This is a genomic window from Methylobacterium sp. AC690, assembly GCF_979256535.1.
On record NZ_CEEDOX010000006.1, the window covers coordinates 12644 to 25793 of the forward strand.

A 13150-nucleotide genomic window follows, 5' to 3' on the forward strand; every position below is an offset into this window, starting at 1 on the left:
ACGAACGGAGGAAACGATGAAGAGACGCGAATTCCTGAAGCGTGCCGGCCTCGGTGCGGTCGCGGCCGGCGGCGTCGCCGCTCCCGCTATCGCCCAATCGTCCCCCGAGGTGCGCTGGCGCCTGAGCTCCGGCTTCCCGAAATCCCTCGACACGATCTACGGCGCGGCCGACGTCCTCGCGAAGTTCGTCTCGGACGCCACGGACGGCAAGTTCGTGATCCAGCCCTTTGCCGCGGGCGAAATCGTCGGGACCTTCCAGGCGGCGGATGCGGTCAGCAACGGGACCGTCGAGATGGTCCACACGGCGGGGTACTACTACGTCGGCAAGGATCCGAGCTTCGCCCTCGGCGCTGCCGTTCCCTTCGGGCTGAACAGCCGTCAGCAGAACGCCTGGCTCTATCACGGCGGCGGCAATGAGATCGTCAACGAGTTCATGGCCAAGCAGAACATCTACGCGCTACCCGGCGGCAACACCGGCACGCAGATGGGCGGCTGGTTCCGCAAGGAGGTCAAGACCGTCGCCGACCTGCAAGGTCTGAAGATGCGCATCGCCGGCATCGCCGGACAGGTCATGGCCAAGCTCGGCGCGGTGCCGCAGCAGGTCGCGGGCGGCGACATCTACCCGGCGCTGGAGCGCGGAACCATCGACGCCGCCGAGTGGATCGGCCCCTACGACGACGAGAAGCTCGGCTTCAACAAGGTCGCGCCGTTCTACTATTATCCCGGTTGGTGGGAGGGCGGGCTCACCCTGCACTTCTACATCAACAAGGCGAAGTGGGAGAGCCTGCCCAAGAACTATCAGTCCGTTCTCCAGGCGGCCGCCATGGCGGCCAATGTCGACATGCTGGCCAAGTACGATGCCAAGAACCCGGCCGCTCTGCGCCGCCTGATCGGCACCGGAGCACAACTGCGGCCCTATTCCAACGAGATCATGGAAGCGGCCCTGAAGGCGACGAACGAGGTCTATGCCGAGATCTCCGCCAAGAACCCTGACTTCAAGAAAGGCATCGACAGCCTGCGGGCGTTCCGCGGTGAGGAGTATCTCTGGTTCCAGGTGGCGGAGTACACCTATGACGGCTTCATGATCCGGAACCGGACCAAGAACTGACCAGCGCGTCTGGCCGACGCGTCCACCGCGACGCGCCGGCCGGATGCTCGAGAGCCGTGGTCCTCGGGTCTGGGGGCGGGACGCTCGAATGAAGGAGCCGAGATCACGGCGGCCGATCGGGCGTTTCGAGTTTGGAGCGACGATTCAGGTACCTGTCCGGCTCTTGCTGCGGTTGCGTCACACGTCAGGACACCATTTCGTTTCGGCCTCGCCCGGCCTGCGAGCCCAAGCGCGGGGCCGGAACAGCAGCACCTCGGGCCGTCATCCCGGGAGGGGGACTGAGAGCGGATCGTTCGCCAGGAGAATCGGCTCGCCGTGCGGTGTCGCGGCAGCGGCTCGCGCGAAGGCCGCTCGGCGCTCGGCGAGGAGCTCGGGCGGCGCGACCCCGCGTGCCGCGAGCAGGCTTTCGAGGGTCGAGAGCCAGGCGGCATAATCCGCGGCCTGCCCGGTTCGCCGCGTCTGCGCCCCCAGCGCCTCTGCCCACTCGCTCCAGTCGAACAGCCCCTGATCGTGGAGCGCCACCACGAGGGCGAAAGCTTGTGCCTCCCAGGGCTCCGCAAAGACCGGGGCAGCGGCGTCGTCCCGGGGAATTCGATCGGTGCTCATGCGATCCGTTCCGGTTCGAGGGCTTCCAGATAGCTCTCGAAGGCGTTCACCGAGACGCTATGGCCGGGTTCGGCCTGGTCCCCCCAGAGGTCACGCCCGCAAAATCGGACGGTGTAGAGCCATTGCGGCGCCTCGCCGGCGAGTTGCGCGTTCGTGTCGGGGAAGACGAAGCCGCCATGCACCGCCTCGACGGTACCGATATGGCCCCGCACGTAGCGTGGCAGCCGCGTGTGTCCGACCGGATTGATGCGCCGGGCGCGGACGCGGTCACCCAGCGAGAAGCGCGCCGGGTCGGGAACGAGCCGGTCGCTGGGGAAGCCTCGCGCGAAGAGCGGCGCCACCTCCTCACCCCGAAGGACGCGCTTGACCGGGGCAGCCGGGGCTGACGCCGTGCCGGTGGACAGCTCCTCGGGCGTGACGAGGCCATGGTGCTGAACCTGGCGTTCCAGGGCCTTGAGCCAGATCGCGTAGTAGCTGGAGGTAAGGTACTCGCCCGGCGGCAGCGCTTCGCGGGCCGACCGGCTCGCATCGAGGTTCCAGGTGCCGGAGAGACCCATGGCCATCGCGAGGCCGAACACGCGCTTCTCCCAGTCGGCATGGAAGCGCGGCTCGTCCTTTTCCGGCGCGACGGGACCGAAGCCGTGCATGCCGCCGAGATCCTGACCCCCGTTCATGCGATCCGTTCCGCAGTCGGCGGGAGGCCGGTGCCGATCATGGAATCCCGGGTGACGAGGGCGGCGAGGGCGGGCTCGTCCAGCCCCTCCGTCCCGGCGGGGCGCATCGGCAGAACCATGTAGCGAAGCTCGGCGGTGGAATCCCACACGCGGATGCGCTGGGCGGCCGGGAGCGTCAGGCCGAATTCGGCCAGGACGGCACGCGGCGCGATCACGGCGCGCGAGCGGTAGGGAGGCGACTTGTACCAGACCGGCGGCAGGCCGAGCACCGGCCAGGGATAGCAGGAGCAGAGGGTGCAGACGACGAGGTTGTGTTCCTCGGGCGTGTTGGCGACGACGACCATATGCTCACCGCCCCGCCCGCCGACCCCGAGTTCGTGCATGGCCGGGGTTGCATCCGCCAGCAGGCGGGCGCGAAAGCCGGGATCGACCCAGGCCCGCGCGACCACCCGGGCCCCGTTATGAGGTCCGACCCGGGTCTCGTAGGTCTCGATCAGCGCATCGAGGGCTGCCGGGTCGACGTAGCCCTTTTCCACGAGAATGGATTCGAGGGCACGAACCCGCAACTCCATCGGCGAGAGTTCACTCGCCGGGTGCGTTCCGTGCGGATGGTCATCGTGATCGTGATGGTGCGCCATGCTCAATCTCCAGGTCGCACCTTACGGGCTGAATCCGCGAGCGTCATGCGTGCCGCCAGCCCTGCGCGCATCCCGGGCAGATCTGTCACGATCGACGACGCAGACGGATTGGACGCCGGGCGGCAAGGGACGGCGATGGCACCGTCCGGTATCCGGCTCCTCCGGCCGAATGCGTCCGAACGACGGCATTCTGCCAGCCGTGATCACACCTCGTGCGGTCGCGGCGGAGCGGGACCCGTCCGCGCTCGCAGTGCGCGGAACGGACGATCGTGGGTCCTCCCCGCGCAGATGCCGCATCGACCCCGCGGCGTCCCGGTCCGGATTGCTCCGACCGGTTTGAACCGCTCAATCCTGGACGCTCGACCCCGAGACACCTGCACCAGTCCCGAAGATCCGGTGACAGTAAGCAGCCAGCCGGTCGTGCCGCTCGGCTGCGGCGCGGAAGGCGATATGCCCGTCCGGGCGGATCAGGACGACACCCGGCCGGCCCTCCAGGCCGTAGGCCCCGTGTGCCTTGCCGTCGAGGTCCGACAGCATGGGCACGTCCCCTATGGCGAGAGACGGGCCCGCCAGGACGAGCCGCGGGCGGAGGTGCCCCCAGGGCGACACGGCGTTGATGGCCTCCGCCAGCGAAGGGCCCGCGTCCGATGAGCGACCGTCGAAGCAGAGCAGCGCCCAACCCGTTGTCCAACCATCCGGATTGTAGAGAAACCGGAACAGCGAGGTCGTCGTCCCGGCATGCGTCACCTCTGCATCGGGGGCGCGTTCGCCCGGTGCCGGCCCGCGTTGCAGCAGGTGGGTCGGCCCGGAGAGATGGTCCTCGTTCAGCGGACTGTCCGGATAGCGCACGCTCATCTGCTGCAGGTCGTCCGTTCCCTGAAGCAGGGCTCCGAGGCTCGGGATCGCCTTTGCCGCCAGTCCGAGTGCGGCATCCGTCAGGGAGCCGCGATAGACCGTGCGGCGGAAGCCCTTCGCCTGTTGCGCGCTGAGCCGGGCATGTTCGCCGCCGCGCTCGACGTCGTAGGAGTCCAGCACGACGGGCGCGGCCTCGCCTCGCAGCGTCATGGCGAGCCGCCAGGCGATCTCGACCCCATCGTGCAGGCCGGCATTCATGCCCTGCCCGCCGATGGGCAGGGACAGGTGGCCGGCATCCCCGGCGAGGAACACCCGGCCGCGGCCGTAGCCCGGCGAAACGCCGTACTGGAAGCGGCTGTGAGTGAGCCATTGCGGGTCGGTCAGCGTGAGGGTCTCGTCTCCGGTGACCTCGCGTGCCAGGGCTTGCAACTCGTCGAGGGTCGGGTCCCGGTCGGGCACGCCTGCATCGTCCGCAAGGAAGAAGAGGCGGTGGTAGCCGCCCCAGACCGGCAGCACGCCGCAGAAGCCGCGCTCGTAATAGAAGAACCAAAGCTGGTCGGGCTCCAGCGATCGACGCCAGGACAGCCGGGCATCGACCTGCCGGTTCATTCGCCCCTCGAATCGCTCAGGCTCGAAGTCGAGGTCCAGAAGGGGGCGCACCGTGCTCTTGGCGCCGTCGGCGGCCACGACGTAGCGGCAGCGCAGGTGCTCTTCCGGACCATCGTCCCCCCTCCCCAGGGTGAGGGTCACGCCGTCGCTGTCCTGGGCGATGCCCGTCACCCTGTGGCCCCGGGCCAGCCGCCCGCCCCGCCCCTCGAACGTCTCCGACAAGGTCTTCTCGATGACGTCCTGTCCGCTGTAGAGGACCTGCGGGTACGGACTGGCCACGTCATCGATCGCGATGGGCGTGGTCGGCGTTCCGTTGATGAAGAAGTTGACGAGGCGGATGGGGTAGGCTTGCGCCGCGAGCGCCTCGCGGAGGCCGATGCCGGCCAGGAGTTCCTGTGGCCGCGCCCATAGGTTGTTGGCGCGCGAGTAGGCCTGCAATTCCGTCCGCTCTTCCAGGATCAGGCAATCCACGCCGTGGTGGCGCAGGCCGCAGCCGGCAACCAGGCCAACGGGGCCGGCACCGACGACGATGACGTCGGCATCGTAGGGCTTGGCGTTCGCGTCCTGGCGCATGGTGACCTCGTCGTTGGGTAGGATGGGGTTCACGCTGCGCAGATGCCGGGAACGGCGACCGTGCGGAACAGGTGTGGGCTGGCTGTCGCGCTCGCCGGATAGTCGGCGAGACGGGCCTGGAACTCTGGATTGGTGAAGGCTGCCCGGAATGCCGCGACGCTGTCCCAAACGGCGTAGTTCAGGAAGGTGCCGCTACCCGCGATGCCGCGGTGGAGCTGGGTCGACACGAATCCGGGCTGCCGCTTCATAATCTCCGCGTCGGCCGTCCAGGCGGCGAGCAGGGCGTCGGCCTCCGCGGGTGGGACGACGAAGGTGTTGATCAGGACGACGGATTGGCCCTCGTCCTTCAACTGGTCCGCCAGGGTCACGGTCCGGTCCATCTCGATGAATGTCGGCATGTCAGGCTCCTTCGGTTGCCGGATGCGTTGCAGGGGTCGGTGCGTGCGGCCCGTCGAGACGTCGCTGCATCTCGCGCAGGAGTTCACTCGCCGCTTCGAAGGATTCGGCCGGAAGGCCTGACGCGAGAGCGTCGGCCCAGCGCTCCTGTCGCGCGCTCGCCGCGCGATAGGCCGCCGCCCCGGCTTCCGTCATCACCACCAGCATGGCGCGGCGGTGATGCGGATTGGGCTCCAGGCGGACCAGGCCATCAGGCCGCATGTCGTCCACCAGGCGCTGCACGGCCTGCCGGGTCAGCCCCATGTTGCGGGCGATGTGGGCGACCGGCAGCGGCACCGGCGAAAGGGCGATGGCCCCCAGCACGTGCCAGCGAGCGCTCGTCAGTCCGAGGTCGCCCACAAGGGTGTCTCCTGCGGCGAGGAGATCGCCGTTCAGGCGGAAGATGTCGAGGACGAGGCTGGTCCAGGCGCGCCGGAGGCGGGTGGGGTCTGACGAGGCGTTGGTTCGGGTGGGGCGCATGTCCAACGTTATAGCGTTTAGGCCGAATTCGTCAAATGGACAACATATTGTCAAATTGGGCGTGCGTCGGGGTGTCTACGGGGGCCCTCGCTGGCCGGAGCGATCCTCCGCGACGATGACGATGACGGGGTTCCGGTGCGGACGAAGTCGGGCCGCTGCCGCTCCAAGTCATAGGTCGCTGCACGGGGACGGTGTTGCCTAAGCAACGGCGGACCTGCCTGGCACCGGGCGCGGTGGGTTCCTCATAGTCCGCGAAGAGGGCGGTGCCGGCATCACCCTGGCTCCCGACGAATCATGCCCCTGAAGGAGTACCAACGGAAGTCTGCGACTTATTGAGCCCCATGCATCGGATGTATACCACCGGTCGTCTCGGGGCCTGACGGCGCCACGCTTCCTCCTTGGACCCGTGATCGACAAACTCGACCTTCTCCTCGCCTTGTCGCGTGAGCACCATTTCGGGCGCGCCGCGGAGGCTTGCTGCGTTACGCAGCAGACCCTGTCGGCCGGTGTGAAGAGCCTGGAGAATCAGCTCGGTACCCGCTTGGTGCAGCGCGGCTCCCGGTTCCAGGGATTCACGCCGGAGGGCGAACGTGTTCTGGCCTGGGCCCGGCGGATCGTCGCCGATGCGCGAGCGATGCGCGAGGATGTCGCGACCCTGCGCCGGGGACCGGCAGGACACCTGCGGATCGCCGCGATCCCGACCGTCCTCCCGATGATCGCGGCGCTGACGACGCCCTACCACCTGCGCTACCCGGACGTGCGCCTGAGCGTTCTGTCGGCGACGTCGGCGAACATCCTCGACCTGATCGAGAATCTCGAGGCGGATGCCGGTCTCACCTATCTCGATCATGAGCCGTTGAGCCGGGTCACGGCGATCCCGCTCTTCCAGGAACGCTACCAGCTTCTTACCGCGGCCGGCGGTCCGCACGACGGTCGGACGAGCATCAGCTGGTCCGAGGTGAGCCGGATGCCGCTCTGCCTGCTGACGCCGGACATGCAGAACCGGCGCATTGTCGATCAGCAACTGCGCGCTTCGGGGAGTGCCCCTGCGCCGACCCTCGAGTCGAATTCGATGATCGTCCTGATGAGCCATGTGCGCACGTTGCACTGGTCGAGCATCATGCCGGCCGCGCTGACCGAGGCCCTCGGGCCGATGCCGGGCCTGCGAACCATCCCGATCGTCGAGCCGGATATCGCGCACACGATCGGCCTCGTCGTGCCGCAGCGCGAACCGGCGACGCCGATGGTCGCCGCGCTGGTGGGCCTCAGTCGACAATTGGCGCGAACCCTGGATGGGCGGATCGGGAATGCGGATTCGTCCCGCGCCTGCGCCATCGACGCGCGTCAGGACAGTCTTCGATGAGACGGGCGCGTGCTGTGTCCGGATCGATCGATCCGAGAAACGATGCCGCCGCTGCGATCAGGTTCTGCGACCGATGCAGAGAGACGCGAAACCGCGCCGTCATCTCGATATCCCGTAAGCGCTGAGTTTCCGCCATGATCAAGTCTGGTCTGATCGCTCGCGTCTCCGAGCAGTACCCACATCTTGGGAGCGCGGCGGTAGACGCCGTCGTGAACGCCATCCTGGCGCGGATCGCCCAAGCCCTCGCGGCCGATGACCGGGTCGAATTGCGGGGCCTCGGAGTGTTCTCAGCGGTCGCCCGCGCGCCGCGCCCGGGGCGAAACCTGGCGTCGGGGGAGCCGGTCCTGGTGGGAGAGAGGCGCATCATCTCCTTCCGGGCGAGCCGCACGATCGCGGTGCAGCTGCGTCGGTCCGTGGCGCCGATCATCCTCCGGACGAGAGACCCGGTCGTCAGATCGTCACTCCAGCCCACCTGCACCGCCGATCAATCGCGTGCGGCTTAGCGTCCGTCGTCGTCGCGCACGCGGCACTGTCGCTTCGTGACCTGCACGGGGCTCGGACATCCCGTCCGTAGGCGATGCCGGTCGGACCGACTACATTGATGCGGACACCCGCTCGGCTGGGAATTGCTCTCCTGTGAACACGGCCCCGTTTCCACGTCCGCATGGTGAGCGTCGTCGTTCGCTTCGCGCCTCCCTTCGCCTCGTTCCCTTGCTGGTCGGGTTCGGTCTCAGCGGGCCGGTCGAGGCGCGGCCTTTCACCGATGCCGCCGGCCGGACCGTCGAGGTTCCGGAGCACCCCACCCGCATCCTGGCGGCCGGCCCGCCGGCCTCCGTCCTGCTCTACACCCTGGCGCCGGACCGGATGGTCGGCTGGATCCGCAGCCCAACTGCGGAGGAAAAGGCTTACCTCGCACCCGCGACCCGCGACCTGCCCGCAACGGGGCGCCTGACCGGGCGCGGCGGAACGGCGAACGTCGAGGCGGTGCTCGGCCTGAAGCCTGATCTCATCCTCGACGTCGGCAGCACGGCGCCGACCTACGTGTCCCTCGCGGATCGGGTCCAGGCCCAGACCGGAATTCCCTACGTGCTCCTGGACGGGCATTTCGAGAAGACCGCGGAGAGTTATCGGCATCTCGGCGCTCTCCTCGGGCTGGAGGCGCCGGCGGCGGACCTCGCGGGCGCGTCCGAGGCCGCGGTGGCGGATGTGGCCCGGGTCATCGCGACGGTGCCGGAGGAGCGGCGCCCCCGGGTCTACTACGCTCGCGGGCCGAAGGGACTCGAGACCGGACTCGGTGGATCGATCAACGTCGAGCTGCTCGGGGTCGTCGGAGCCCGCAACGTCGCGGCTGCGGCCGGGCCCGGCGGGATCGCCACCGTCTCGCCGGAACAGGTGCTGGCTTGGGACCCGGACGTGATCCTCACCCAGGAGGCCGGCTTTCGGCGTGGGATCGCGCAAGACGCGCTCTGGTCCGGGCTCCGGGCCGTGCGCGCGGGTCGGGTCTACCAGGTGCCGGCCCTACCCTTCGGTTGGTTCGATGCGCCGCCCGGGGCCAATCGCCTGATCGGCATCCGTTGGCTGGCGCAGGTGCTCTATCCGGACCTGTTCCCGACCGGCCTGGAGGCAGCGACGCGGGAGTTCTACCGGCGCTTCTATCATGTGAATCTCGATGACGGGCAGGTGGCGGCGCTGCTCTCTGGCGCCGTCGCCGGTCCGAAGCCGTGACGCATGAGACCGAAATCCCTGCGCTGCCCGGGCGGGCCAGGCGCCGGGCCTGGGTGCGGATCTGGCCCGTCCTGGTGTCGCCGCTGGGTCTCCTCATCCTGGTGGTCCTCGCACTGGCCACGGGACGCTTCGCCGTTCCCCTGAGCGACGTGATCGAGATCCTCGGTGCCCGGCTCCTCGGCCTGCCCGCGCGGACAGACCCGGCGATGCAGACGGTCATCCTCCAGATCCGCCTGCCCCGTGTCCTCGCCGCCCTGGTGGTGGGTGCCAGCCTCGCCGCCGCCGGGGCGACCTACCAGGGTTTGTTCCGAAATCCCCTGGTCTCGCCGGACATTCTCGGGGTCTCGGCAGGGGCGAGCCTCGGGGCTGTGCTCGGCATCTTCCTGTCCCTGCCCGTGGGCGCGATCCAGGGGCTCGCCTTCGCGGGCGGCCTCACGGCGGTCGCCGCTGTCTACGCGGTGGGCGCGGCGGTGCGTGGGCAGGACCCGGTGCTGACACTGGTCCTGGCCGGCGTCGCCATCGGGGCCGTGCTGGGCTCGGCCATCGCGCTCCTGAAGGTCCTGGCGGACCCCTACAACCAGTTGCCGGCCATCACCTACTGGCTTCTCGGGAGCCTGGCTTCGGTGAACTTAGGAGATGTCGGCGCAATCCTGCCGGCCATCGGCCTCGGTCTGGGGCCCCTGGTGCTCCTGCGCTGGCGCATGAACCTGATGGGTCTCGGGGAAGAGGAAGCCCGCGCCCTCGGGGTCGAAACCCGGGTCCTGCGTCCGGTCCTGATCGCCGCCGCGACCTTGGTCACCGCCGCGTCGGTGTCGGTGACGGGTGTGATCGGATGGATCGGCCTCCTGGTGCCGCACGTGGCCCGACTGCTCGTGGGTCCGGATTTCCGCCGACTGCTACCGGCTTCCCTGGTCCTCGGCGCGGGCTACCTGCTCGCCGTCGACCTCGTGGCGCGCACCATCGCCCCGATCGAGGTGCCGCTCGGCATTCTGACCGCGCTCATCGGCGCGCCATTCTTCCTCTGGCTCCTTGCCAGCGGCCGGCGGGGCTGGGCCTGATGCTGAGCGTCGAGGATCTCGCCTTCGGCTACGGACGCCGTCGCATCGGCGCGGGCGTCGCCCTCACCGTCGAGCCCGGCGAAGTGCTGTGCCTGCTCGGTCCGAATGGCGGCGGCAAGACCACGTTGTTCAAGACGCTCCTGGGTCTGCTCCCGCCCCTCGGCGGCCGCATCTGCCTCGACGGGGAAGACATCGGCCGCTGGTCCCGGCGCCGACTGGCGGCGAGCCTCGGCTACGTCCCACAGGCACAGAGCGGGTTCTTCCCGTTCCGGGTGCGTGACGTCGTCCTGATGGGGCGTGCCAGCCGGCTCGGCGTCTTCGCGAGTCCCGGCGCGGCCGATCATGCCGTGGCCGAAACGGTCCTCCAAACCCTGGAGATCGGGCATCTTGCGGACCGGGTCTATACCGAGATCAGCGGCGGAGAGCGCCAGATGGTGCTGATCGCGCGCGCGCTCGCCGGCGCGCCTCGGATCGTTGTGATGGATGAGCCCACCGCCAGCCTCGACTTCGGCAATCAGGCCCGGGTGCTCGGCCAGATTCGGCGGCTGTCGCGCGCCGGGATCACCGTCATCCTCTCGACCCACGACCCGGACCACGCCTTCCTGTGCGCCGACCGCGTGGCCCTGCTGCACGAGGGCCGCCTCCTCGCCCTCGGAACTCCGACCGCGACGATCACGCCCGAAACCCTGGCGCACATCTACGGCGTCGCCGTCGCGGTGGTACCACTGCCGGGTCATGGGCACGCCGTCTGCGCCCCGCTCCTACCGGATTAGGGGTGCGGATCTCCGGGGCCGGCAGTCCCTGTTCCTATGCCTCGCATGGTCTAAACAGGCCGGTATCCGGATGTCCGGCACGCACGCTCGGTGAGGGCCTCGGCGAGGGAATCGAAGGTGGCGTCGACCAGGGAATGGGCGGTTGCGAGGTAGTAGCGCTCCCAGCCCACGGAGAGAAAATCAAGTCCGAACCGGTCGGCCGCCGCCCGTGCACCGAGCCCGGCATCGGCGGCGCCGTAGGCAATCACGGCAGCGACTGCCTGATGGGTGAATTCCTCGGTGGCGTAACCCCGGATCCCGTCGGCTGAAATGTCGTGTTGGGCCAGCAGGCGATCGAACCAGACGCGCGTGCCCGAGCCCTTCTGGCGGTTGACGTACCGGGCCCTCCCCGCGGCGAGGTCGGCCACGCCCCGGATGCCGAGGGGATTGCCCGCTGCGAGCATCAATCCCTGCTCGCGCTCGAACAGGATCCTGATCCGGAAACCGGGATTGGCCGCGAGCTCTGCGAAGGCGGGACCGGCCGAAGGCCAGTCTACGGCACCGCAGTGGAATCCGGCCGCATCGGCGCGGGCTTCGGTCAGGCGAGCCACGGCATCCTCGCTGCCGGCGATCGCCAGTGCGAGCCCCGGCCACGTCGCCGCGACGTCCATGAGGAGCAGGTCGTGGCTGGCGACCAGCGTGACCGGGCGCGGGGCTCCGGTCAGGACGGGTGCGAGGCGCGCGCCGATGACACGCGCTTCCCGGGCCATCGGCATGGCGAGACTGGCCGAGGCCGTTCCGAGGGACTCGCGCAGTAGCACACCCGTGGGCGTCAAGGCGCTGCCGTGCCCGCGCGTCTTCTGGACGAGCTGGTGCCCGAGCGCGGCTTCGAGGGCCCGAAGGCGCTCCCAGCCCGCCCGGTAGGAGAGGCCGAGCGCGGTGGCGATGCCCTGGACGGAGCCCGTCTCTGCGATCGCGTCCAACACCGTCACCGTCTCGGCGACCGAGATGCGGTGAGACCCTACGGTGATCGTGCCGCCCACGGCGAGATCGACGTCGATTGCCGTGTCATCGGATGTCTGCGTCATATTGCTGTCGGCATAGCATCTTTCTACGCGTTTGTGACCAGCGAGCGCGCTTGGGGTGGCCACAGATGACGGGATCCAATCGTATGAAGCGGGAGCACAAGATCGAGACCGGTCCTGCTCCGGTGTTGGCTTGCGCCGCTCGCGATGCGGGGTCGGTGAGCCCCGAAGCCGCCTCCTGCAAATCGCAGATTTGACCTTGGCCCCCACCCTTCGAGCGACGCACGCCTTCGGACCGTCGCGGCTCGCGCGCGACGTGGCGTTTCCCCTCCGATTGCAATTCTCACCGTCGGAGATTCCAGGCCTCGCGGCCGGGTATCGGATCGACGTGAAGGAGCAAGCGGCCTTCGCCGCGGGCACGCGCATCCGCAACGGCGGCTGCAGACGTGAGAATCTCGCGCCCATTCTGACCTGGAAGGTCAGCGACCGTGGCCGGTCGCGTCAGCAGAGGAACAGTGACGAGGAGGTCGCCGATGCTCTGCGAACGGCGTTGGTCGCCACGACTCCACGGGTGGCCGTGTCGGTCCTGACCGGTCTCTCCGGTGTTGCCGTCCCGGTCGCGTCCGCGATCCTGGCAGTCATCCTGCCGGATCAGTACGCTGTCATCGACCCTCGGGGCCTCAAGGCCCTCGGCTGGGGACCGCTCGAGATCGGTGCGAAGGCATCCCTGCCGCTCGACCTCTACCTCCACTACCTCGCGTTCTGCCGGGACCTTTCCCGAAGCTGCGGCATCACCCTTCAGGATTTGGACCGCGCCCTCTGGGAATGGACGAAGGTCGCGGACCTGCGACCCGGGCTGCTGCCAGGTCTCCTGCCAGGTCTCCTGCCAGGTCTCCTGCCAAGTCTCCTTCCAGGGCCCCTGCCAAGTCTCCTTCCAGGGCCCCTGCCAAGTCTCCTTCCAGGGCCCCTGCCAAGTCTCCTGCACGGCCGGGAGGAGAATCACGCACCGCGCTGAGTGAGGGAGCGGGGCGGCGAGTCGGGCCGGTCCCTGGGGCAGCAGCGATGGCGGCGATCCTGCGATCCCAATTGGCCGCCCTATTCCGAAGCTCTGGCGCAGCGTCGAGCGGGGGGGGGCGGGTGTTCGCGGCCAGTGTCCGGCGATCTGCGATGACGGCCATCGTTTGAGCTGAGTGAGGGATCGACGCTTGCAGCCCCCCGGGGGGCTCACGAACCGTTGACGGGGCACAAT

The 13150-nt window shown here is 68.8% G+C and carries 14 protein-coding genes; 7 read left to right on the top strand and 7 right to left on the bottom strand.

The annotated features are described in order from the left end of the window. Positions 1–16 precede the first annotated feature (16 nt). A complete protein-coding gene (locus tag AC0IY1_RS08480) occupies positions 17–1108 on the top strand; it encodes a TRAP transporter substrate-binding protein (RefSeq protein WP_055953301.1) in 1092 nt (363 codons plus the stop codon). Positions 1109–1369: 261 nt separating this feature from the next. On the opposite strand, the gene AC0IY1_RS08485 is transcribed toward AC0IY1_RS08480, so the two are convergent. From AC0IY1_RS08485 to AC0IY1_RS08510, 6 genes are all read right to left on the bottom strand, one after another. After that, positions 1370–1714 carry a nitrile hydratase accessory protein gene (locus AC0IY1_RS08485; protein ID WP_471768888.1) on the bottom strand — a complete coding sequence of 115 codons (345 nt, stop codon included), beginning with the start codon at positions 1712–1714 and terminating at the stop codon, positions 1370–1372. Further along, positions 1711–2388 (bottom strand): nitrile hydratase subunit beta, encoded by a 678-nt coding sequence (nthB, locus tag AC0IY1_RS08490; protein WP_471768890.1) that lies wholly within the window; start codon positions 2386–2388, stop codon positions 1711–1713. The genes AC0IY1_RS08485 and nthB overlap by 4 nt, the downstream gene beginning before the upstream one ends. Continuing rightward, a complete protein-coding gene (nthA, locus tag AC0IY1_RS08495) occupies positions 2385–3026 on the bottom strand; it encodes a nitrile hydratase subunit alpha (protein WP_471768892.1) in 642 nt (213 codons plus the stop codon). Before nthA ends, nthB begins: the two co-directional genes overlap by 4 nt. 345 nt (positions 3027–3371) lie before the next feature. Next, on the bottom strand, positions 3372–5063 hold the full coding sequence (locus AC0IY1_RS08500) for an FAD-dependent monooxygenase (RefSeq protein WP_471768894.1): 1692 nt from the start codon (positions 5061–5063) through the stop codon (positions 3372–3374). 29 nt (positions 5064–5092) lie between these two features. After that, complete coding sequence (locus tag AC0IY1_RS08505; protein WP_471768896.1) at positions 5093–5461, bottom strand: antibiotic biosynthesis monooxygenase family protein; 369 nt, start codon at positions 5459–5461, stop codon at positions 5093–5095. A 1-nt stretch (position 5462) separates the two neighbouring features. Then, complete coding sequence (locus tag AC0IY1_RS08510; protein WP_471768898.1) at positions 5463–5978, bottom strand: MarR family winged helix-turn-helix transcriptional regulator; 516 nt, start codon at positions 5976–5978, stop codon at positions 5463–5465. 406 nt (positions 5979–6384) lie between these two features. Here AC0IY1_RS08510 and AC0IY1_RS08515 point away from each other — a divergent pair, with 406 nt between their 5' ends. The 5 genes from AC0IY1_RS08515 to AC0IY1_RS08535 all read left to right on the top strand — a co-directional run bounded on the left by AC0IY1_RS08515 (position 6385) and on the right by AC0IY1_RS08535 (position 10897). Continuing rightward, positions 6385–7341, top strand: coding sequence for a LysR family transcriptional regulator (locus AC0IY1_RS08515; protein ID WP_471768900.1), 957 nt, complete (start codon positions 6385–6387; stop codon positions 7339–7341). 134 nt (positions 7342–7475) lie between these two features. Beyond that, positions 7476–7844 (top strand): HU family DNA-binding protein, encoded by a 369-nt coding sequence (locus AC0IY1_RS08520; RefSeq protein ID WP_471768902.1) that lies wholly within the window; start codon positions 7476–7478, stop codon positions 7842–7844. Positions 7845–8052: 208 nt separating this feature from the next. Next, positions 8053–9066 carry an iron ABC transporter substrate-binding protein gene (locus AC0IY1_RS08525; RefSeq protein ID WP_471768904.1) on the top strand — a complete coding sequence of 338 codons (1014 nt, stop codon included), beginning with the start codon at positions 8053–8055 and terminating at the stop codon, positions 9064–9066. Positions 9067–9119: 53 nt separating this feature from the next. Beyond that, positions 9120–10124: a FecCD family ABC transporter permease gene (locus AC0IY1_RS08530; RefSeq protein WP_471769151.1), complete on the top strand. Its 1005-nt coding sequence runs from the start codon at positions 9120–9122 to the stop codon at positions 10122–10124. Further along, positions 10121–10897, top strand: coding sequence for an ABC transporter ATP-binding protein (locus tag AC0IY1_RS08535; protein ID WP_471769153.1), 777 nt, complete (start codon positions 10121–10123; stop codon positions 10895–10897). Before AC0IY1_RS08530 ends, AC0IY1_RS08535 begins: the two co-directional genes overlap by 4 nt. 50 nt (positions 10898–10947) lie before the next feature. Here AC0IY1_RS08535 and AC0IY1_RS08540 read toward each other — a convergent pair whose 3' ends face one another. Continuing rightward, on the bottom strand, positions 10948–11964 hold the full coding sequence (locus AC0IY1_RS08540) for a substrate-binding domain-containing protein (RefSeq protein ID WP_471768906.1): 1017 nt from the start codon (positions 11962–11964) through the stop codon (positions 10948–10950). 325 nt (positions 11965–12289) lie between these two features. On the opposite strand from AC0IY1_RS08540, the gene AC0IY1_RS08545 reads away from it, so the two are divergent. After that, a complete protein-coding gene (locus tag AC0IY1_RS08545; protein WP_471768908.1) occupies positions 12290–12916 on the top strand; it encodes a hypothetical protein in 627 nt (208 codons plus the stop codon). Positions 12917–13150: the final 234 nt, after the last annotated feature.